The sequence below is a fragment of the Gottfriedia acidiceleris genome (assembly GCF_004138285.1).
In the GTDB taxonomy this organism is placed as follows: domain Bacteria; phylum Bacillota; class Bacilli; order Bacillales; family Bacillaceae_G; genus Gottfriedia; species Gottfriedia acidiceleris_A.
Map to the genome: position 1 here is coordinate 21,486 of NZ_SCFN01000004.1, position 20,676 is coordinate 42,161.

Consider the following 20,676-nt stretch of genomic DNA (forward strand, 5'->3'; position numbering starts at 1 on the left):
ACTTTTATTTTATTTTAACATATTTATTTCATTCACAAGGTTAGAAATTTCTACTTCTTTACTAACTTCTCCATCTCTTGTTTTAAGTTCTACAATTCCTTCTGCAGCTTTTTTACCAACAACTACACGAACAGGAATTCCGAAAAGATCAGCGTCTGCAAATTTCACACCTACACGTTCATTTCGGTCATCTAATAATACATCTTGTCCAATCTCTTTTAATGTTTTATAAATATCGTCTGCTAAATTTACTTGCTCTTCATTCTTTGTATTTACAGTAATGACATGTACATCAAAAGGAGCTAGATTTTTAGGCCATACAATACCTTTCTCATCATTATATTGCTCTACAATTGCAGCTAATGTACGAGATACACCGATTCCATAGCATCCCATAATGATCGGATTCGATTTACCATTTTCATCAAGGAATGTTGCATTCATAGACTCAGAATATTTTGTACCTAATTTGAATACATGACCTACTTCAATACCTTTTGCGAATGAAATAGTTCCTTTACCGTCTGGTGATAAGTCACCTTCTTGAATAAATCTTAAGTCTACGAAATCTTTAACATTATAGTCTCTATTTACAGTTACGTTAATGTAGTGATAGCCTTCTTCATTTGCTCCACAGCAACCATTTACAATACCTTTAATTGCATTATCCGCTAATACTAGTAAATCAGATTTTACTCCAATTGGACCTAATGATCCTATTTCACAGTTCATTAGTTCTTTTACTTCTTCTTTAGAAGCAAGCTCTACTGAATGTGCACCTAAATAATTCTTTAATTTAATATCGTTGATTTCGTGGTCACCACGAGCAAGTACTAATACAAAACTTTCATCTGCTTTGAAAATAATTGATTTAATGCTTTTTTCAATCGGTAAGTTTAAGAATTCAATTACTTCATCGATTGTTTTTTGATTTGGCGTTTCTACTTTTTGAACTTCTTCTAATTTCTCATCAGATGGTTCGTAATTCGTCACAACTGGCGCCATTTCAATATTTGCTGCATAGCTAGATTGATTTGAAAATGCGATTGTATCTTCACCAATGTCAGATAATACCATGAATTCATGCGTATCTTTTCCACCCATCGCTCCTGAATCAGCAACAACCGCTCTGAAATTTAATCCACAACGAGTAAATACGTTGCTATAAGCTGTAAATAAACGATCATATACTTCATCCAAGCTTTCTTGTGATGCATGGAAAGAATATGCATCTTTCATTAAAAATTCACGCCCGCGAAGTAGTCCAAAACGAGGACGTTTTTCATCACGGAATTTTGATTGTACTTGATAAAGTGTAATCGGTAATTTTTTATATGATTTTAATTCATCGCGAATAATGGAAGTAACAACTTCCTCGTGAGTCGCCCCTAATGCAAATCCTCTACCGTGACGATCTCTTAAACGCATTAGTTCTGGACCAAAATTATCCCAACGACCTGATTCTTCCCATAATTCTTGTGCCTGCATTGATGGCATTAACATTTCCATCGCACCGGCATTATTCATTTCTTCTCGAACGATATTTGCTACTTTTTGAAGAACTTTATTTCCTAAAGGTAAGAAACTATATATACCAGATGCATTTTGTCTAATAAAACCTGCTCTTAATAATAATTGATGGCTTTTAATATCTGCATCTGATGGTACTTCACGAAGAGTTGGACTATATACGATACTTTGTTTCAAAAGGATTCACCTCATATTTTTCTTTAATTCTTATATTCTTTTTAATAATTTTTTGTAAAAATAGATGTTGTAATTGACTTGAAATTTACATGAAACAATACATACAAACAACGAATCTAAAAAAGAGCTTTGTAAGATAAGAATCCGCTCCCACTTAAAACGGGCTAATTGACAATCAATATGTCACTAAGCCCGTTTTATAAGCAAGTAAGTCGCGGATTCTTTAAACAAAATTCATAAAATTACACGTTTAAATTAAACAGAGCTTCTTATAAGAAAAATCTTTTAATATCGTTCCAAGTTACGATGATCATTAATAACATTAAAAGCGCAAAACCAATAAAGTGAACGACACCTTCTTTTTGGCGATCTATTGGTCGACCTCTTAATGCTTCTATTGCAAAAAATGTTAGTCTTCCTCCATCAAGAGCTGGTAATGGTAATAAATTCATAATACCAAGGTTGATACTTAAAAATGCTGCCCATTTCATTAAGTAGAAGATACCTGATTGTGCAGCTTGATCTGTTACTTGATAAATACCAACTGGACCAGAAAGATTATTGATTGAGAATTGACCAGATACTAAATGACCAACTGCTAATACAATTTCTTTTGTCCATCCAATTGTTTCAGTTATACCATATTTAACCGAAGAAAAAACATTCTTTTCAACAGGTGCATATACACCGATTAAACCATTAACTTTATGATCGATTGTTTCTGATTTTGGAGTGATTGGAATCGATATAACTTTGTTATCTCTTTTCACTTTAAATAATAATTCTTTACTTGGGCTTTCTCTAACAATTTTAACTACTTCTGCCCATTTTGAAACTTCTTTATTATCAATTGATAAAACAATGTCGCCTTCTTTTAGACCAGCAGTTTGTGCTGGACCTTTTGGAAGTAATTCACCAATTTTAGCATCATTTATTGGAGTTCCTTGAAGTAATCCCAATAAAATAAAAATCACTAAAGCTAGAACAAAATTCATCATTGGGCCTGCAAAAATGGCAATCGCTCTTTTTCCTACTGATTTACTATTAAATTGTCGGTTATACGGAGCAATCTGGTGACCTTGTCCTTCACTATAAATGAACGCTTTTTCATTTACATTGAATTTTGATACACCTTCAGTTCCTTCTTCAGTACCAATGATTTCTAACTTATGCTCTAAATCTATTGAATCAACTTCAACAAAACGAAGATCTTGGAAACGATCAAACTGATCAACTACAATTTTAGTAACTTCACCGATTGAGCTAAATTGTAAACCGATATGTGATCCAGGCTTTACTTGTACCATTTCTGGATCTTCTCCAGCATAACGAACATAACCACCAAGCGGCAATAATCTTATTGTGTATGTAGTTTCATTTCGATAAAATGAGAAAACCTTTGGACCAAATCCAATTGCAAATTCTCTACATAATATACCAGCACGTTTTGCAAAATATAGATGTCCTAGTTCATGAAAAAATACAAGTGCGCCAAAAATTACAACAAACGCTATAACTGTATTCATGTAATTACCACCCTTACTTTATTAGTGATGAAACGAATTGTCTTGTTTGATCATCAATGTTACGAATTTCTTCTAATGAAGGTTTACTTATTACATTGTGTTTTTCAAGAGCGTTTTCTATTAAATTCTCAATTTGTAAGAATGATATTTTATTCTGTAAAAAAGCAGCTACCGCTTCCTCATTTGCTGCATTTAATACAGTTGGTAAACTACCGCCAACTTTTCCTGCTTGATAAGCATAATCCAAACATTTAAACCTGTTAAAATCCATCTCTTGGAAATGAAGTGTCCCAAATTTAATTAAATCTAATGGCTTATGATTATTAATTGGTTTTCTTGAAGGATAGTTTAGTGCATAGGCAATCGGTACTCTCATATCAGGTGTTCCTAATTGTGCCATTACACTTCCGTCATCGAATTCAATCATAGAGTGAATAACACTTTCTCTATGAAGTACTACATCAATTTTTTCATATGGCATATTAAATAGCCAATGTGCTTCAATCACTTCTAATCCTTTATTCATCATTGTAGCTGAATCAATTGTAATCTTTGCACCCATTGACCAATTTGGATGGTTTAGAGCATCTTCAATTGTAACATCCTTTAATTGTTCTCTTGTTTTATCTCTAAAACTACCACCTGAAGCTGTGATGATTAATTTATGTATTTCACTAGGGTTTTCACCATTTAAACATTGATAGATTGCTGAATGCTCACTATCTACTGGTAATATTGAGACACCATATTTTTCTGCTTCAGCCATTACTATATGGCCTGCTGTTACTAATGTCTCTTTATTCGCTAGTGCGATTGTTTTACCATTTTGGATTGCTTTCATAGTGGGAACTAAACCTACACTTCCAACAACAGCGTTAACAAGTATTGTACTGTCTTCATGGACTGCAACTTCGATGAGACCTTCTTCACCATATAACACTTTAGTTTCCGATGGGATGCCTAAGCTCGTCAGTTTTTCAGCCTCTTCTTTACCTGCAACTGAAACTAGTTTTGGTTTAAATTCTAAAATAATCTTATATAACTCATCAATATTTCTCCCAGCTGAACACGCGACTAATTTAAAATCATTTGATTGATTTCTAATAATATCGAGTGTTTGTATACCGATTGAACCAGTTGCTCCGAGTAAGCTGATTTTCTTCATTTTCATATGTCTCCTTAAATACAAAAACTAATACTATAATGTAAATAGTAAATAGACTATTGGCAATGTGAAAATGATACTATCAAATCTGTCTAAAATCCCACCATGACCAGGTAATAATTTTCCTGAGTCTTTAACACCGTAGTACCTTTTATATGCAGATTGTACGAGATCACCTAATTGACCAAAAATCGAAACAAGAACAGCTACTAATACTAAATATAGTATTGAATGATTTAACGTTAACATAATCGATAAAATTACTGCAACTACTACAGCACAAATAATTCCACCTATCGAACCTTCAATTGTTTTATTAGGACTAATATCTGGCCAAAGTTTTGTTTTACCTGTGGCTTTCCCAATAAAATATGCACCCGAATCAGTTGCCCAAATTACGAATAATGGGAAGAAGAAGTATGAAATTCCCATATTTCTCATCTCGTACATATAATGAAATCCGAATCCTACATATAAACTACTTAGTACTACAAAAGAAGCATCTTCAAAAGTAAATGTATTCTTTGTAATTACCGTATATGATAAAAGTAAAAGGATTAGTACTATTGAAATTTCAGTTTTACCGATTTCTACAGGAAAAATCCTATTTGATAAGTCATTTGGTGTAATTGCTACCCATGTTAAGATTAATCCAAGAACAGTTTGTGCACTAGATAAATTAAACTTTTTCATTTTAATCAATTCAAAATAGCCGATTGTGCCAAGTGCAAATACAAGTAAACCAAACGGCCATTCACCAAATATTACTAATCCTAAAAATAATGCTCCAGCTATAACTCCTGTTATAATACGCTGTTTCAAGTTCGTTCACCGCTTTCTTAAATACCACCATATCTTCTTGCTCGATTTTGATATTCTTTTACCGCATCAATTAAACATTCTTCGGTAAAATCGGGCCATAATACATCTGTAAAATATAGTTCAGAATAAGCAATTTGCCAAAGCATAAAATTACTAATCCTTAATTCACCACTTGTTCTAATTAACAAATCTGGATCTTTAAAATCACTAGTCATTAAATAACCATTAAACAAGTCTTCATTAATTTCTTCTTTATTTATTTTATTATCCAATACATCAGAAGAAATCTTTTTAACTGCAGAAATAATTTCGTCTCTTGATCCATAATTTAGGGCAAAATTTAATACCATACCCGTATTATTTTTAGTTTCCTCTACTGCCCTTAATACTGCATCTGTTGTATAGCTTGGTAATTGCTCTTTATTTCCAGTTAATCTTACCTGCACATTTTCTTCGATTAATTCAGGTAAAAATGTACCTAGAAATTCTTGTGGTAATTTCATTAAGAATTCTACTTCAGTTTTAGGCCTTTTCCAATTCTCAGTTGAAAAAGCATATAGAGTTAAAGTCTTTACGCCTAGTTTACTCGCAGTTCTTGCAATTTTTCGAACTACTTTCATTCCCTCATAGTGTCCCTTAACCCTTGGTAGATTCCTCTTTTGTGCCCATCTACCATTACCATCCATTATTATTGCAACATGCTCAGGAATTACTCCGTCGACCCCATTTAATTGCGAACTTGGAGGTACATTTTTCTCTTCTTTTTTCCTTTTAAAAAAAGAAATTAATTTAAACATCTTTAATCCTCCGTTTAAGTATATCTAATTAAAGCATTGAGTAAAAAAACCCCCTTAAACAGAGGGTCTTTTTACTCAAAGCGCTTAGTTTATTTAATTATAATGCAATAATGAAATTATGTAATAGCATAATATGAAAAATTCATTATTTTTCTAAGCGCTAGTAAGATATACCTTGCAATGCAGTATTAAACTTCCATTATCTCTTTTTCTTTTTCTTTTGTGATTCCATCGATTTTTTCGATATGTGAATCTGTTTGTTTTTGAATGTCTTCTACAAGACCACGTAATTCATCTTCAGTAATTTCACCATTTTTTTCTGCTTTTTTAAGATCATCATTTGCATCACGGCGGATGTTACGTACAGCTACTTTAGCATCTTCAGCAGACTTTTTAACTACTTTTACTAAATCGCGACGGCGCTCTTCTGTTAATGGTGGGAAACTAATTCTGATTACAGTTCCATCATTTGAAGGATTTAAGCCTAAGTCAGCTTTTTGAATCGCTTTATCCATATCATTAATTACTGTTTTATCGTAAGGAGTAATTAATAATAATCTTGCTTCTGGTACTGAAATATTTGCCATTTGGTTGATTGGTGTCGGAGCACCATAATATTCAACTAAAACTTTATCTAAAATAGCTGGGTTCGCACGACCAGCACGTACTGTTGCTAATTCTCTAGAGAAAGCAGAAACAGCTTTTGTCATTCTTTCTTTTGCTAAAGAAATGATTTGATTAGACATCTTTATTTCCCCTTTACTATTGTTCCAATATTTTCGCCAAGTACGGCACGTTTAATATTTCCTTCTTCCATAATTGAGAATACAATTAATGGAATATCATTGTCCATACATAAAGAAGATGCAGTTGAATCCATTACACCTAAACCTTCTTTTAATACATCTAAATATGTAAGAGTTTCGTATTTTACAGCAGTTTTATCGATTGATGGGTCAGCTGAATATACTCCGTCTACATTATTTTTAGCCATTAAAATAACATCTGCTTCAATTTCAGCAGCACGTAATGCAGCAGTAGTATCAGTTGAGAAATAAGGATTTCCTGTACCAGCAGCAAAAATTACAACACGTTTTTTCTCTAAATGACGAATTGCTTTACGACGGATATATGGTTCTGCAACTTGACGCATTTCAATTGATGATTGTACACGAGATTGTACACCAAGTGTTTCAAGACTATCTTGAAGTGCTAATGAGTTCATTACTGTACCTAACATGCCCATGTAGTCTGCTGTAGCTCGGTCCATTCCCATTTCGCTACCAGTCTTACCACGCCAAATGTTTCCAGCACCTACTACTACTGCAACTTCAACATCTAATTCTGCAATTTCTTTTACTTGTTCAGCAATTGATTTAATAACAGATGGATTAATTCCAAATCCTTGTCCGCCAGCTAGTGCCTCACCACTAAGTTTTAATACTACGCGATTATACTTTGCTTTACTCATAATACCCTCCATTTACGTACATCTATGTATTTAATTTACGTTCTTTAAAAAATAGGGAACACATAGTGTCCCCTATTTTCATTCAAAGTAACTATATTAGTTACCTTTTACTTGATTCATTACTTCTTCAGCAAAGTTATCTTCACGTTTTTCTAAGCCTTCTCCAACTTCATAACGAACGAAAGATTTAACAGTTCCGTTAGCAGCTTTTACGAATTGACCTACTTTAACGTCTGGGTTTTTAACGAAAGATTGATCTAATAAGCAGATTTCTTCGAAGTATTTACCAATACGTCCTTCTACCATTTTAGCAACGATGTTTTCAGGTTTACCTTCGTTTAATGCTTGTTGAGTTAAAATTCCACGCTCATGCTCAACTTCTTCTTGAGAAACAGCATCACGAGAGATATATTTAGGGTTGATTGCAGCGATGTGCATAGATACGTCTTTAGCAACATCTTCTTTAGTTGTTCCTTCTACAACTGAAAGAACACCGATACGACCGCCACTGTGTAAGTAAGCACCAAATGCGTCAGCATCTGTTTTAGAAACTAATTCAAAACGACGTAATGAGATTTTTTCTCCGATTTTAGCAATTGCATGGTTGATGAATGTTTCAACAGTTTCACCAGTTTCCATTGTTTGTGTTAAAGCTTCTTCAACAGTTGCAGGTTTGTTAGCAACGATATGTTTTGCAAGAACAGATCCTAATTCTTTGAAACCTTCGTTTTTCGCAACGAAATCAGTTTCAGAGTTTACTTCGATTAGTACTGCATCGTTTCCAGCTACTTCAACGAAAGTTAAACCTTCAGCAGCGATACGGTCACCTTTTTTAGCAGCTTTTGCGATACCTTTTTCACGAAGGTAGTCGATTGCTTTGTCCATGTTACCTTCAGTTTCAGTTAATGCTTTTTTGCAATCCATCATACCAGCGCCAGTTTTTTCACGTAATTCTTTTACCATTTGTGCAGTAATTGCCATAATATTTCATCTCCTATATGTAAGCTTATTTTATTCAATCGTTTTATAAGGTAAACAATTTTCGATTATTTTAACCTTAAAAAAAGGTGATAAAAGGCTAAAACCTCTTATCACCTTTCAATTTCTCATTAAGCAGTTGTTTCTTCGCCTTGTTTCGCTTCAAGAATCGCATCTGCCATTTTTGATGTAAGAAGTTTTACAGCTCTAATAGCATCGTCGTTTGCTGGAATAACGTGATCGATTTCATCTGGATCACAGTTAGTGTCAACAATACCGATGATAGGAATGTTTAACTTACGAGCTTCAGCAACAGCGATACGCTCTTTACGAGGATCAACAACGAATAATGCATCAGGAAGTTGCTTCATGTCTTTGATTCCGCCTAAGAATTTTTCAAGACGTTCTAATTCTTTTTTAAGTTGAATAACTTCTTTCTTAGGTAACACTTCAAATGTGCCATCTTCTTGCATTCTTTCGATATCTTTTAAACGTTTAACACGTTTTTGGATTGTTTGGAAGTTTGTTAACGTTCCACCTAACCAACGTTGGTTAATGAAGTACATACCAGAACGGATTGCTTCATCTTTAATAGCTTCTTGAGCTTGTTTTTTAGTACCAACGAAAAGGATGTTTCCACCTTCAGCAGCGATACCTTTCATTACGTTGTAACACTCTTCAACCTTTTTAACTGTTTTTTGTAGGTCGATGATGTAGATACCGTTACGCTCAGTGAAGATGTAACGTTTCATTTTTGGGTTCCAACGGCGTGTTTGGTGACCGAAGTGAACACCAGCTTCTAATAATTGCTTCATAGAAATTACTGACATTTTATTTCCTCCTAATGGTTCTTTTTCCTCCGCTCACGTCTTCTTCTCCTATCACTCCCAAACTGGGTAGCACCAATAAGAAAATCGGCAAGCGTGTGTAATAACACCATGGACTACTATAGCATATACATCATTATTTATCAAGAGAAAATGAGAAATTATTGTCGAAGTTTCAACAATGTTTACTTTTCCTTTTCTCTATATAAATCCATCTTCCATTTTCATCCATAGAAAGTCTATTATTTAGATCATCGAACTGCTATTATTCGAATTTGAGATTTGATCTATTCTTCCACATTAAATGATTAACAAATGACTGCAATAAATTTAATGATTTAGAATGGAGAATTCAACTGACCCAATTACTGAATCTTTATCAGTATTGGGAATTTTTGTTAATTTATTCAACTTTATCGAATTCTTCTTCATATTCTATAAAATTGTTAAAAAAGAAATAGTCAATAAAGTAAGTAATGTGAGGCTGATTTCCACTACTCAAATATAAATAATTAATCTTAAATCCATAGAATTTCTCCTATTATTTCTAAATGTAATTCAATGTAGAAATTACAAAGTTCCTATGTATTATTTTTTACTAATAGGTCCCTTAATTTAAAAATAGACTTAGCATGGATCTGAGAAACCCTAGAAGTCGATAAATTAATAATTGTTCCAATTTCAGTAAAAGTTAATTCTTCATGATAGTACAAACTTATTACTAGCTGTTCTTTCTCATTTAATTCGGTAACAATCGTATTGGCAAGCAGCCCTATTTGTTCATCTTTCAGTAGCATTTCTTCTGGTGTTAATGTTTCATGATCTTTTATTGTATGAATAAAATTAACTTGTCCATCTCCAGCATCTTTAATTTGTTCATCTACAGACAACATATTAGCGAAAAACACATCATTTATGACATTAACAACCTCCATCGAAGTATAACCTGTATACTGTGCTATTTCTTCAGGTGTAGCTTTTCGTTGAAGAGCCGGTTCTAACTTTTCAATTGCACAATCAATTTTTTTTGCCTTATCTCTAATTGATCTAGGTAACCAGTCTTCTTTACGAAGACCATCCAATATATTGCCACTTATTCTAATTGAAGCATATGTTTCAAACTTTAAATCTCTTTCCGGATCAAATTTCTCTAGTGCGTCATATAAACCCATCATTGCTAAACTGTGTAAATCATCTCTGCTGACATTTGAAGGTAATCTTTGAGCTATACGATTTACTTGGAAATGAACTAGTGGCATATAAATCCGCATTAACGCATCTCCAGCATCTAAATCACGATCTTCAATCCACATTTTCCAATAACTTTGTGAAACATTTTTTTGAACTTGCAACACGTCTTTCACCTCAGCGAATTACCATATTATGTTTAATACTTGATTGACAATTTGTTTTTAAATATTAAGTTTTTGGTGAAAATTAAATTTTTAGGTATCATTTTAATAAAGAGAATTAAACTTTACACAAGTTTTATTCGTGCTATTGAATAAGAATTTCTCAATTAAATAAGAAGATTATTTCGATTTCCACGATTTCCCATAAATCGGGCAAGCTACCTTTTCGTTCTTATCAAATATTTATCAATAGGAGATTACAATAAATCTAGAATCGATTCATCCAAATTCATCTTTTATGACTATTTAGCCTTTCAATTTCCCTACTATTAAATGGCTAAATAGTAATAAATATGAATCTATTAATTTTATTCAATATTCGTTACGAATCAATCAAATTCGCATGCATAAGCATCATATGTTTGTATCATTTTATATACTTAGTCTCAAAATGCTTATGTTGTAACAATAACTCAATTGATCACTTTTCTATCCTTTTAAAAATTATATTATTAAAATTCTTTAATTTATTCACCTATTCTTTAAAATAATGTGAAACTTTATTTAGCACAATAAAAAATAATAATTTATTTCTTTTTTTCAAAATAATTGTTCCTGTATTCCAGAATTCTATTATTAATATAATAGATTATTTTTTTGGATAACCTGATTTTATTTATACTTAATAAAGAACAAATTTAAACAGTACAAAATTCTTTATTTTTATACAATTAAAAAGGTAGCATTTATTGAATATTTGTTGTTTAGTAAATTAACTGATTATGACAAAAATTTATAAAGCTAACGAGGTAGACATAAAAAAAGGGTTAAGGCTAAAGATAGTAGGGTATAAAAAGACAGAAAATAATAAATAGTATAGATCTAGAAATTCTGCCTACTAATTAAATACTGTACTTCTTTTTTCGTCTTCAGGAGAGTATGTATCTGAATGAAAATAAACTAACATATACTAAAAAACAACAATATATTTGGAAACACCCAACAGTATTAAAGTAGAAAATACCATTACAGTTCTATTATCTAATTCCCTCTCAAAATTGTATTCGAAAAAAAACGAATAATTATTTTATTTTATCACTATAATCAAGTAAATATTTTTTAATCATACCATAATTTCCAATTCGTCTATATATATCATTTAAACAAAATAAGAAAATAGTCTCTATTTAACTAATCTTTTTATTCCAATATAAAAACACATATATTTCTAACCATTTTTTAATTTAATAAAGACAAAAAAACCTTTTCCCAATTATTCATTGAGAAAAGGTTCAAACTAAAATTTATCTTCTAGTCTTCTTTAAGATGTGATTTTATTAATTAGTTAGATTTTAATTTCTCTAACTCTAATAAGAATTTATCATTTAGTACTTTAATATAAGTACCTTTCATTCCTAGCGATCTAGACTCGATAACACCAGCACTTTCTAATTTACGTAGTGCATTTACGATAACAGATCTTGTAATTCCAACTCGGTCAGCAATTTTACTTGCTACTAATAAACCTTCATAGCCATTTAATTCTTCAAAAATATGTTCAATTGCTTCTAATTCACTATAAGAAAGTGATGAAATAGCCATTTGTACAACAGCTTTACTTCTAGCTTCTTCTTCAATTTCTTCTGCTTTTTCACGTAGAATTTCCATACCTACTACTGTAGCGCCATATTCAGCTAAAATTAAATCATCATTTTCAAAATCATGATTAATTCGAGCTAGAACAAGAGTACCTAAGCGCTCACCACCACCGATAATTGGTACAATAGTTGTTAAACCGCCAGAAAATAAATCTTTATTTTCAACAGGGAATGCAGTGTGCTCACTGTTGATGTCTATATTTGATGATGTTTCATTAATATTAAATAGGTTTTGTGTATATTCTTCAGGGAATTGGCGATCGCTGAACATTTTTTGCATACGCTCATTTTCGATTTTTTGGTGTAGACCGTAACCTAATAATTTCCCTTTACGACTTAAAATAAATACGTTTGATTCAATAACTTCTTCTAATGTATCTGCCATTTCTTTAAAGTTTACTGGCTTACCTGCAGATTGTTGTAATAACTTATTAATCTTTCTTGTTTTTTCTAATAATTGCATCTTTCTAAATGCCTCCTATTTAATTGTACGTTTCCTTTGAAATTCTTGGAACTCAATGACTGAATTCAAAAGTATTCTTTAGCTAAATCATAAAATGAATTGACTTATATCTTTATCTTTTGCAATATTTGCGAGCTTTTCATTTACATATTGTGGTGTAATCATAATTGTTCCCATTTGAATTTCAGAAGCTTCAAACGATAAGTCCTCAAGAAGCTTTTCCATAATAGTATGCAATCTTCTTGCGCCTATGTTGTCTGTAGTCTGATTAACTTCAAATGCTATTTCTGCTATTCTACGTATAGCATCGTCAGAAAATTCGATTTGTATACCTTCTGTAGACAATAAAGCTTTATATTGTTTAATAATTGAAAAATCAGGCTCAACTAAAATACGAACAAAATCTTCAACAGATAGTTTCCCTAATTCTACACGAATCGGGAAGCGACCTTGTAATTCAGGTATTAAATCTGAAGGTTTTGAAATATGAAATGCACCAGCTGCAATAAATAGAATATGGTCCGTTTTAACAGGTCCATATTTTGTCACAACTGTACTTCCTTCAACGATTGGTAAGATATCTCTTTGTACGCCCTCTCTCGAAACATCTTGAGTAGAATTTTGCTTACTTGCAATCTTATCAATTTCATCAATGAAAATAATACCTAATTGCTCAGCCCTATAAACTGCTTCTTGTGTTACTTCATCCATATCGATTAATTTCTGAGCTTCTTCATTCGTTAAAATCTTACGAGCTTCTTTAACAGTAAGTTTTCTTTTTTTAGTTTTCTTTGGAAATAGACTACCTAATGACTCCTGGAAGTTCATTCCCATTTGTTCCATTCCAGTTCCTTGCATAAAATCTAGCATCGGAGCTTGTTGTTGCTCTACTTCAATAGACACAAGATCTTCTTCTAGTTTTCCAGATAATAGTTGAAATTCTATATTTCTTCTTTTAGATGTTAATTCTGTGTCATTCTCTTCTTGCTCAGCATTCGAGTTTTGTGAATCTTGATTAAAAAGCATCTCAAGTGGGTTTTTGAATGAAGCTTGTTTTTTCATACTAGGTGCTAGAAGTTTTACTAATCTTTGATTCGCATTTTTTTCAGCTTGATCTTTCACCTTATTCATACGCTCTTCTTTTACAATCCGAATAGAGGTTTGGACTAAATCGCGAACCATTGATTCTACATCTCTACCAACATAACCAACTTCTGTAAATTTGGTAGCTTCAACTTTTATGAATGGCGCGCCAACTAGTTTTGCCATCCTTCTAGCAATTTCAGTTTTACCAACACCTGTTGGTCCAATCATTAAAATATTTTTTGGTGAAATTTCATCACGGAATGACTCTTCAAGTAAACTTCTACGATATCGATTTCTGAGTGCAATTGCTACTGCTTTTTTCGCTTGTTGCTGTCCAACAATATATTGATCAAGTTTTTCAACAATTTGACGAGGCGTGAAAGAAGTACTCATAATACACTCTCCTATTCTAATTCTTCTAAAATTATATTTCCGTTCGTATACACACAAATATCACTTGCAGTTTTTAAACTAGCATATGCAATTTGTTTTGCTGAAAGATTTTCCCCTGCGTTTTCCTTTAGTGCACGGCCTGCTGCAAGAGCGTAATTCCCTCCAGAACCGATTGCAAGAATTCCATCGTCAGGCTCAATTACTTCACCAGTACCAGAAATTAATAATAATGAATTATGATCCATTACAATTAGCAATGCTTCAAGTTTATGTAATACTCGATCTGTTCTCCATTTTTTTGCTAATTCAACAGCAGCTCGTTGAATATTACCATTATATTCAACTAACTTGCCTTCAAAAAGTTCGAATAAAGTAAATGCATCTGCAACAGATCCTGCAAAACCAGCTAATACTTTACCATTAAAAAGCTTTCTAACTTTTCTTGCAGTATGCTTCATTACTACTGCATTTCCAAAAGTTACTTGGCCATCGCCAGCCATGGCACTTTTTCCATCGTGTCTGATTGCGAAAATCGTTGTAGCATGAAAATTGGACATGTGAATCCTCCTTAGAAATGTCGATTAATTTCTAAAATTGAGCGAATTTATGCTCTAGGATGATGTAAATTGTATACCTTTTGTAATCTTTCCTTCGTTACATGAGTATAGATTTGAGTAGATGATAAATTCTCATGGCCAAGTAATTCTTGAACACTACGAATATCAGCACCGTTATCAAGCATATGCGTAGCAAAGGTATGCCTTAACATATGTGGATAGATTTTATTAGTCAACGAAGTATCTTTGATCATTTTTTCTAATATACCACGTACACCTCTTGCCGTTAGTTTTGTACCACGGTGATTCAAAAAAAGATCGTCATTCATTTGCTTGTTAGCTACTATCAGTCTATTTCGGCCATCTTCTATATATGTATGAAGTGCTTTTTCTGCATAACTGCCAAAGGGAATATACCGCTGTTTATTCCCTTTGCCTGTTACTAAAATAGTCCCAATTTGAAAATCTATGTCTTTTAATTTCAAATTACAGCCTTCGCTTACTCGGATTCCGGTAGCATATAGCAATTCTAAAAGAGCTTGATTTCTTTGTCCAAGTTCCGTATCTAGATCGCTAATCTTAAATAGTTTTTCAAGTTCTTCCTTGTATAAAAATCTTGGTATCATAGTTTCTTTTTTAGGAAGTGACGCTAATACAAAAGGATTCTCTTTTGCTTCATTTTCTCTCATAAGAAAACGATAGAAACTTCTTAAACAAGAAATATGCTTTGAGACTGTCCGTCTTGATAGCTGTTTGTCATGCAAAGTTGTTAAATAGAGACGAACATCAGAATAAGTAACTGAAGAAAATGAAATAATGGATTGTTGCTCCATAAAAACTAGAAATTGTTCAACAATTTTTTTATAACTATTTAATGTGTATTGTGAAGAGTTTTTCTCTAATTGTAAATACTGAATGAATAATTGACACAATATTTTAATATTCAAGGTAATTTCTCCTCACAAGCCACTACATACTAACATATTAAGTAGCTATTTGCAATTTATTTTCTTAACATTCTACAAAATTCATAATTGATTCTAATGCACGGTTTGCATAAGCTTCATATCGTTCTTGTTTTCTTTTAATTTTCACATCAAGCTTAGGGAACAGACCGAAATTAGCATTCATAGGTTGGAAATGTTTTGCACTTGTTGTCGTTATATAATTAGCCATACTTCCAATTGCAGTTTCTGCTGGGAATTCGACTAACTCTTTCTCCATTACGAATCTAGCTGCATTTATTCCCGCTACTAATCCAGATGCTGCAGATTCTACATAACCTTCAACCCCAGTCATTTGACCAGCAAAGAATAAATCCCTGCGACCTTTAAAACGATATGTTGCCTCTAATAGTTTCGGTGAATTTATAAACGTATTTCGATGCATTACACCATAACGTACAATTTCAGCATTCTCTAGACCAGGTATTAATTGTAATACTTCTTTTTGAGGGCCCCATTTTAAATGCGTTTGGAATCCTACTATATTATATAAAGTTCCAGCACTGTCATCCTGACGTAGTTGTACAACTGCATGCGGCGTCTTACCAGTCTTTGGATCCTCTAAGCCTACTGGTTTCATTGGTCCAAATAATAATGTTTGCTTTCCACGTTTAGCCATTACTTCAACTGGCATACAACCTTCAAAGAAAATCTCTTTTTCAAATTCTTTTAAAGGAACTGTTTCTGCTGTAGTTAATGCTTCATAAAAACGATCAAATTCCTCTTCGGTCATTGGACAATTTAAGTAAGCTGCTTCACCTTTATCGTATCTTGATTTTAAATATACTTTATTTAAATCAATACTTTCTTTTTCTACTATTGGAGCTGCTGCATCATAAAAATAGAAATAATCTTCACCCGTTAATTCTTTTAATTGCTGTGATAACTCAGGTGATGTTAAAGGTCCTGTTGCGATTATTGTTGGACCTTCAGGTATTTTAGTCATTTCTTCGTTATGCACAATTACATTTGGATGATTTTTTACATATTCAGTTACACGGCTAGCAAACTCATGTCGGTCTACAGCTAACGCACCACCTGCTGGTACAGCACACTCATCAGCAGAACGAATAATAACTGAATCTAATCTTCTCATTTCTTCTTTTAATACACCTACAGCGTTCGTTAATGTATTCGCTCTTAGTGAATTACTACAAACTAACTCAGCAAACTTATCAGTATGATGAGCAGGTGTTTGTCTAACTGGTCTCATCTCGTATAAATGTACTTTAATTCCTCTTTTTGCGATTTGATAAGCGGCCTCACTTCCTGCTAAACCTGCTCCAATTACATTAATAAATTGTTCTTTCATTGTTAACTCCTTCTACGCTGATTCAATCAAAATTACGTAATAATATTTTATTATTTTTTTCTTAAAGATTTCTTAATTAAAAGTTGATATGAAAAGTAAAAGTGAGCAAATTAATTGCTCACACTTTTATTTGGACAAAGTCTCAGGAAATATGAATTTCAGACTGATTGAAAACGTTTGACTTTCGAGTTGCGAATCCTGATAAGGAACTAAAGTTAACCTAAACGGTAATAAGCAGCTCAGCAGGCGAATGAAAGAAGAAAGCAAGCGTTGTTGCTGGCAGTCTATATGTGAGCAAAATAATTGATCACACTTGTTGATCCTCTTTGTAGTCACATGAAACACATTGAACTTGAATACCTTTTTTCATTTTCTTTTCAACTAATAAGTTTTCACATTTCGGACATGGTCTCGCAATTGGCTTATCCCATGATAAGAATTCACATTCAGGATAATTCGTGCATCCATAGAATATTCGATTCTTTTTCGATTTACGTTCAATTATATTCCCATCTTTACATGTAGGACATTTGACACCAATATCTTTTACGATTGCTTTTGTATTTCTGCAATCTGGAAAGTTTGAGCACGCCATGAACTTACCGTATCTGCCCATTTTAAATACCATCGGGTTTCCACATACTTCACAGTCTTCACCAGCAGGTTCATCTCTAATTTCAACTTTTTGCATTTCTTTCTCAGCTATTTCTAAGTGTTTCTCAAAACCTCTATAAAATTGATCGATGATTTGAATCCAGTTCACATTGCCGTCTTCAATTTTATCAAGGTCACCTTCCATTTGAACCGTAAACTCAATATTAATTACTTCTGGGAAAAACTCAACGACTAAATCAAATACTATTTGACCTAGTTCAGTAGGTACAAATCGTTTATTATCTAGTGAAACATATCCACGTTTCTGAATCGTTTCTAAAGTTGGTACATATGTTGATGGTCGACCTATTCCTAACTCTTCAAGAGTTTTTACTAATCTAGCTTCCGTGTAACGTGGAGGTGGTTGAGTAAAATGTTGTTCAGGTAATAGATCTTCTAATTTAACTTTTTCACCTTCTGCTAACGGTGGAAGGATACGGTCTTTTTCTTCTGTGCCATCATCATTACTTTCTATATACACCTTCATAAAACCAGGGAATTTTACTACTGACCCATTAGCTCTAAATATTACATCATTATTAATTAAGTCGACTTTAACCGTATCGAGTACTGCTGACGCCATCTGACTAGCAACAAATCGTTCCCATATTAATTTATAAAGACGATATTGGTCACGGCTAACATGTGCTTTGATTGTATCAGGCGAACGTAAAGTTGACGTTGGTCTAATTGCTTCGTGTGCATCTTGTACTTTATCTGATTTTTTTTCACTTTTTTTATTAGTGGCAACAAAATCTGCACCATAAGTATCAATTATATAAGATTTTGCTTCCTCAGCCGCAACATCGGATATTCTAGTTGAATCAGTTCTCATATATGTGATTAATCCGACCTGTCCTCCACTACCTAGGGAAATTCCTTCATATAATTGCTGTGCAATCATCATCGTTTTCTTTGCACGCATATTTAATTTTCTAGCTGCTTCCTGCTGTAATAAGGAAGTAGTAAATGCAGTTGCTGGATTACGTTTACGTTCTTTTCTAGTAACACTTAGAACTTCGAAGTGATCACCTTTAATTTGTGATAAAACATTTTTCACGTCAGTTTCTGAATTCAATTCCACTTTTTTACCATTCACTCCGTAAAAAGTAGTATCAAATGTTTCTTTCTTTGTTAAAGCTTTACTTTTAATTGTCCAATATTCTTCAGGTTGGAAGATTTCAATCTCTTTTTCTCGTTCGATGATCAGTCTAAGAGCCACAGATTGAACTCGACCAGCACTTAAGCCCTTTTTCACTTTCTTCCATAGTAATGGGCTTATGTTATACCCTACTAAACGATCTAGTACACGTCTTGCTTGCTGAGCGTCTACTAAATTCATATTAATTGGTCTAGGTTTTTTAAAAGACTCTTTAATAGCATCTTTTGTAATTTCATTAAACACTACACGACAATCCGATGATGTATCGATATTGAGTGTATTCGCAATATGCCATGCTATTGCTTCACCTTCGCGATCTGGATCGGCTGCTAGATAGATTTTTTTTGCTTTTTTCGCAGCAGATCTTAAATCCTTTAAAACTGGACCTTTTCCACGGATTGTTATGTATTTTGGGTTGTAATCGTTTTCTATTTCAATCCCCATCTGGCTTTTAGGTAGATCTCGAACATGTCCCATTGATGCGATTACTTTGAATTTTTTACCTAAGTACTTTTCTATTGTTTTAGCCTTTGAAGGGGACTCCACTATAACTAAATTTTCTGCCATCTTTTAAGCCTCCTGAGAGTTTCCTATTCATTACTCTCTGTATTCCTTATTTCTTTCTTTTATTCTTATGTATTCTCAAATAGATTCATAATAAGAAGAGTTCAATTTATATTTTTGATTTTCCTTCATACAATTTCAAATTGTATAGTTTAATCTATACATTAGTCAAATTTTATTTAGATTTAAAATAACACAAGTCGCATTAGTATTGTCAATATTTTGTAATATAAACATATTTTTTTATTTTTTAGTATATTCCTAAAATTCCTCTAAAATATCATTTGTACATGTAATTAATTTCGCTCCATCCTGAATTAATCGATGATTTCCTTTATATTCTTCCATTATAATCGGACCTGGCACTGCAAATACCTCTCTATTATATTGAATTGCAAAATTTGCAGTAATCATCGTCCCGCTCTTCTCCTTAGCCTCTAAAACGATTAAACCTTTTGATAACCCAGCAATAATTCTATTTCTTCTAGGAAAATATCTTTTTTCTGGTCTAATATAATATGGATATTCGCTAATAACTAAATGATTTAATGATATTTCATTAAATAAGTTACGGTTTTCTTTCGGATAAATATAGTCTAACCCACATCCGACCACTGCAATCGTTGTTCCATTGTGGAAAATAGCTGAATTATGTGCAATTGAATCGCATCCAGATGCCATTCCACTAACAATAACACAATTTTCTCTTATCAGACCTAATATTATCGAATCACAAATAATTTTCGCAAATAAAGTTGGATTTCTAGCTCCAATTATACTCAACATGAATTGTTCATTAAGAATATTTTGATTACCTTTTAAATATAAAACAAACGGAGGATCACATATTTCTCTTAACAAATCCGGATATAAATCATCATAAATTGTAATAATTTTAATATTTTTTTTATAGCTTTCTTTTAAAATATCAAAAATGGAAGTTGAATGAAGTTGATCATATAATTTTTCAGCGGCTTTAGAAGTCAGTTGAAATGTAGTTTTAAATGTAGAAGGTGAATATTGATAGAGGTTTTCTAAATGTGGATCATAGAGAAGAATCTTCTTGATTGCTTGATAGTTTTCAAATAAAAAATGATGCAAATGAATAAGTCGAATTTTCTTTTTCATGTATTCTCCTTTCTTATAAGAAAGTAGCCTCCTATCGGAGGCTACTTATT

Annotated in this window: 17 protein-coding genes; all 17 read right to left on the reverse strand. The window is 32.5% G+C overall.

The window, feature by feature from the left end; all coding sequences use genetic code 11:
* Positions 1-9: 9 nt before the first annotated feature.
* The 17 genes from EP747_RS06770 to dprA all read right to left on the reverse strand — a co-directional run bounded on the left by EP747_RS06770 (position 10) and on the right by dprA (position 20,626).
* Entirely contained in the window at positions 10-1,707 is a 1,698-nt protein-coding gene (locus tag EP747_RS06770) for a proline--tRNA ligase (protein ID WP_129689134.1), read from the reverse strand.
* Positions 1,708-1,976: 269 nt separating this feature from the next.
* Positions 1,977-3,233 carry an RIP metalloprotease RseP gene (gene rseP, locus EP747_RS06775; RefSeq protein ID WP_129689135.1) on the reverse strand — a complete coding sequence of 419 codons (1,257 nt, stop codon included), beginning with the start codon at positions 3,231-3,233 and terminating at the stop codon, positions 1,977-1,979.
* 13 nt (positions 3,234-3,246) lie between these two features.
* Positions 3,247-4,398 (reverse strand): 1-deoxy-D-xylulose-5-phosphate reductoisomerase, encoded by a 1,152-nt coding sequence (dxr, locus tag EP747_RS06780; RefSeq protein ID WP_129689136.1) that lies wholly within the window; start codon positions 4,396-4,398, stop codon positions 3,247-3,249.
* Between the two features lie 33 nt (positions 4,399-4,431).
* On the reverse strand, positions 4,432-5,220 hold the full coding sequence (locus EP747_RS06785) for a phosphatidate cytidylyltransferase (protein ID WP_129689137.1): 789 nt from the start codon (positions 5,218-5,220) through the stop codon (positions 4,432-4,434).
* A gap of 17 nt (positions 5,221-5,237) precedes the next feature.
* A complete protein-coding gene (locus tag EP747_RS06790; protein WP_129689138.1) occupies positions 5,238-6,017 on the reverse strand; it encodes an isoprenyl transferase in 780 nt (259 codons plus the stop codon).
* 188 nt (positions 6,018-6,205) lie between these two features.
* Positions 6,206-6,763 carry a ribosome recycling factor gene (gene frr, locus EP747_RS06795; RefSeq protein ID WP_129689139.1) on the reverse strand — a complete coding sequence of 186 codons (558 nt, stop codon included), beginning with the start codon at positions 6,761-6,763 and terminating at the stop codon, positions 6,206-6,208.
* Between the two features lie 2 nt (positions 6,764-6,765).
* On the reverse strand, positions 6,766-7,488 hold the full coding sequence (pyrH, locus tag EP747_RS06800; RefSeq protein ID WP_069034511.1) for a UMP kinase: 723 nt from the start codon (positions 7,486-7,488) through the stop codon (positions 6,766-6,768).
* A gap of 96 nt (positions 7,489-7,584) precedes the next feature.
* A complete protein-coding gene (gene tsf, locus EP747_RS06805; RefSeq protein WP_129689140.1) occupies positions 7,585-8,469 on the reverse strand; it encodes a translation elongation factor Ts in 885 nt (294 codons plus the stop codon).
* A 128-nt stretch (positions 8,470-8,597) separates the two neighbouring features.
* Entirely contained in the window at positions 8,598-9,296 is a 699-nt protein-coding gene (gene rpsB, locus EP747_RS06810; protein ID WP_056470859.1) for a 30S ribosomal protein S2, read from the reverse strand.
* 578 nt (positions 9,297-9,874) lie between these two features.
* Complete coding sequence (locus EP747_RS06815; protein WP_268895589.1) at positions 9,875-10,645, reverse strand: FliA/WhiG family RNA polymerase sigma factor; 771 nt, start codon at positions 10,643-10,645, stop codon at positions 9,875-9,877.
* Positions 10,646-11,986: 1,341 nt separating this feature from the next.
* A complete protein-coding gene (gene codY / locus EP747_RS06820; RefSeq protein WP_056470865.1) occupies positions 11,987-12,766 on the reverse strand; it encodes a GTP-sensing pleiotropic transcriptional regulator CodY in 780 nt (259 codons plus the stop codon).
* Positions 12,767-12,853: 87 nt separating this feature from the next.
* Positions 12,854-14,245 carry an ATP-dependent protease ATPase subunit HslU gene (gene hslU, locus EP747_RS06825; protein WP_129689141.1) on the reverse strand — a complete coding sequence of 464 codons (1,392 nt, stop codon included), beginning with the start codon at positions 14,243-14,245 and terminating at the stop codon, positions 12,854-12,856.
* 11 nt (positions 14,246-14,256) lie between these two features.
* Positions 14,257-14,802 carry an ATP-dependent protease subunit HslV gene (gene hslV / locus EP747_RS06830; RefSeq protein ID WP_056470870.1) on the reverse strand — a complete coding sequence of 182 codons (546 nt, stop codon included), beginning with the start codon at positions 14,800-14,802 and terminating at the stop codon, positions 14,257-14,259.
* Between the two features lie 47 nt (positions 14,803-14,849).
* Positions 14,850-15,749, reverse strand: coding sequence for a tyrosine recombinase XerC (gene xerC / locus EP747_RS06835; protein ID WP_129689142.1), 900 nt, complete (start codon positions 15,747-15,749; stop codon positions 14,850-14,852).
* Positions 15,750-15,813: 64 nt separating this feature from the next.
* A complete protein-coding gene (gene trmFO / locus EP747_RS06840; protein ID WP_129689143.1) occupies positions 15,814-17,118 on the reverse strand; it encodes an FADH(2)-oxidizing methylenetetrahydrofolate--tRNA-(uracil(54)-C(5))-methyltransferase TrmFO in 1,305 nt (434 codons plus the stop codon).
* A gap of 307 nt (positions 17,119-17,425) precedes the next feature.
* On the reverse strand, positions 17,426-19,501 hold the full coding sequence (gene topA / locus EP747_RS06845) for a type I DNA topoisomerase (protein WP_129689144.1): 2,076 nt from the start codon (positions 19,499-19,501) through the stop codon (positions 17,426-17,428).
* 258 nt (positions 19,502-19,759) lie between these two features.
* Entirely contained in the window at positions 19,760-20,626 is an 867-nt protein-coding gene (dprA, locus tag EP747_RS06850) for a DNA-processing protein DprA (protein WP_129689145.1), read from the reverse strand.
* Between the last annotated feature and the right edge of the window lie 50 nt (positions 20,627-20,676).

Excerpts from the sequence above, each read along its gene's own strand:
- rseP (WP_129689135.1), bottom strand. The coding sequence starts at position 3,233 with ATGAATACAGTTATAGCGTTTGTTGTAATTTTTGGCGCACTTGTATTT.
- dxr (WP_129689136.1), bottom strand. The coding sequence starts at position 4,398 with ATGAAGAAAATCAGCTTACTCGGAGCAACTGGTTCAATCGGTATACAA.
- EP747_RS06790 (WP_129689138.1), bottom strand. The coding sequence starts at position 6,017 with ATGTTTAAATTAATTTCTTTTTTTAAAAGGAAAAAAGAAGAGAAAAAT.
- frr (WP_129689139.1), bottom strand. The coding sequence starts at position 6,763 with ATGTCTAATCAAATCATTTCTTTAGCAAAAGAAAGAATGACAAAAGCT.
- pyrH (WP_069034511.1), bottom strand. The coding sequence starts at position 7,488 with ATGAGTAAAGCAAAGTATAATCGCGTAGTATTAAAACTTAGTGGTGAG.
- tsf (WP_129689140.1), bottom strand. The coding sequence starts at position 8,469 with ATGGCAATTACTGCACAAATGGTAAAAGAATTACGTGAAAAAACTGGC.
- rpsB (WP_056470859.1), bottom strand. The coding sequence starts at position 9,296 with ATGTCAGTAATTTCTATGAAGCAATTATTAGAAGCTGGTGTTCACTTC.
- codY (WP_056470865.1), bottom strand. The coding sequence starts at position 12,766 with ATGCAATTATTAGAAAAAACAAGAAAGATTAATAAGTTATTACAACAA.
- hslU (WP_129689141.1), bottom strand. The coding sequence starts at position 14,245 with ATGAGTACTTCTTTCACGCCTCGTCAAATTGTTGAAAAACTTGATCAA.
- hslV (WP_056470870.1), bottom strand. The coding sequence starts at position 14,802 with ATGTCCAATTTTCATGCTACAACGATTTTCGCAATCAGACACGATGGA.
- trmFO (WP_129689143.1), bottom strand. The coding sequence starts at position 17,118 with ATGAAAGAACAATTTATTAATGTAATTGGAGCAGGTTTAGCAGGAAGT.
- topA (WP_129689144.1), bottom strand. The coding sequence starts at position 19,501 with ATGGCAGAAAATTTAGTTATAGTGGAGTCCCCTTCAAAGGCTAAAACA.
- dprA (WP_129689145.1), bottom strand. The coding sequence starts at position 20,626 with ATGAAAAAGAAAATTCGACTTATTCATTTGCATCATTTTTTATTTGAA.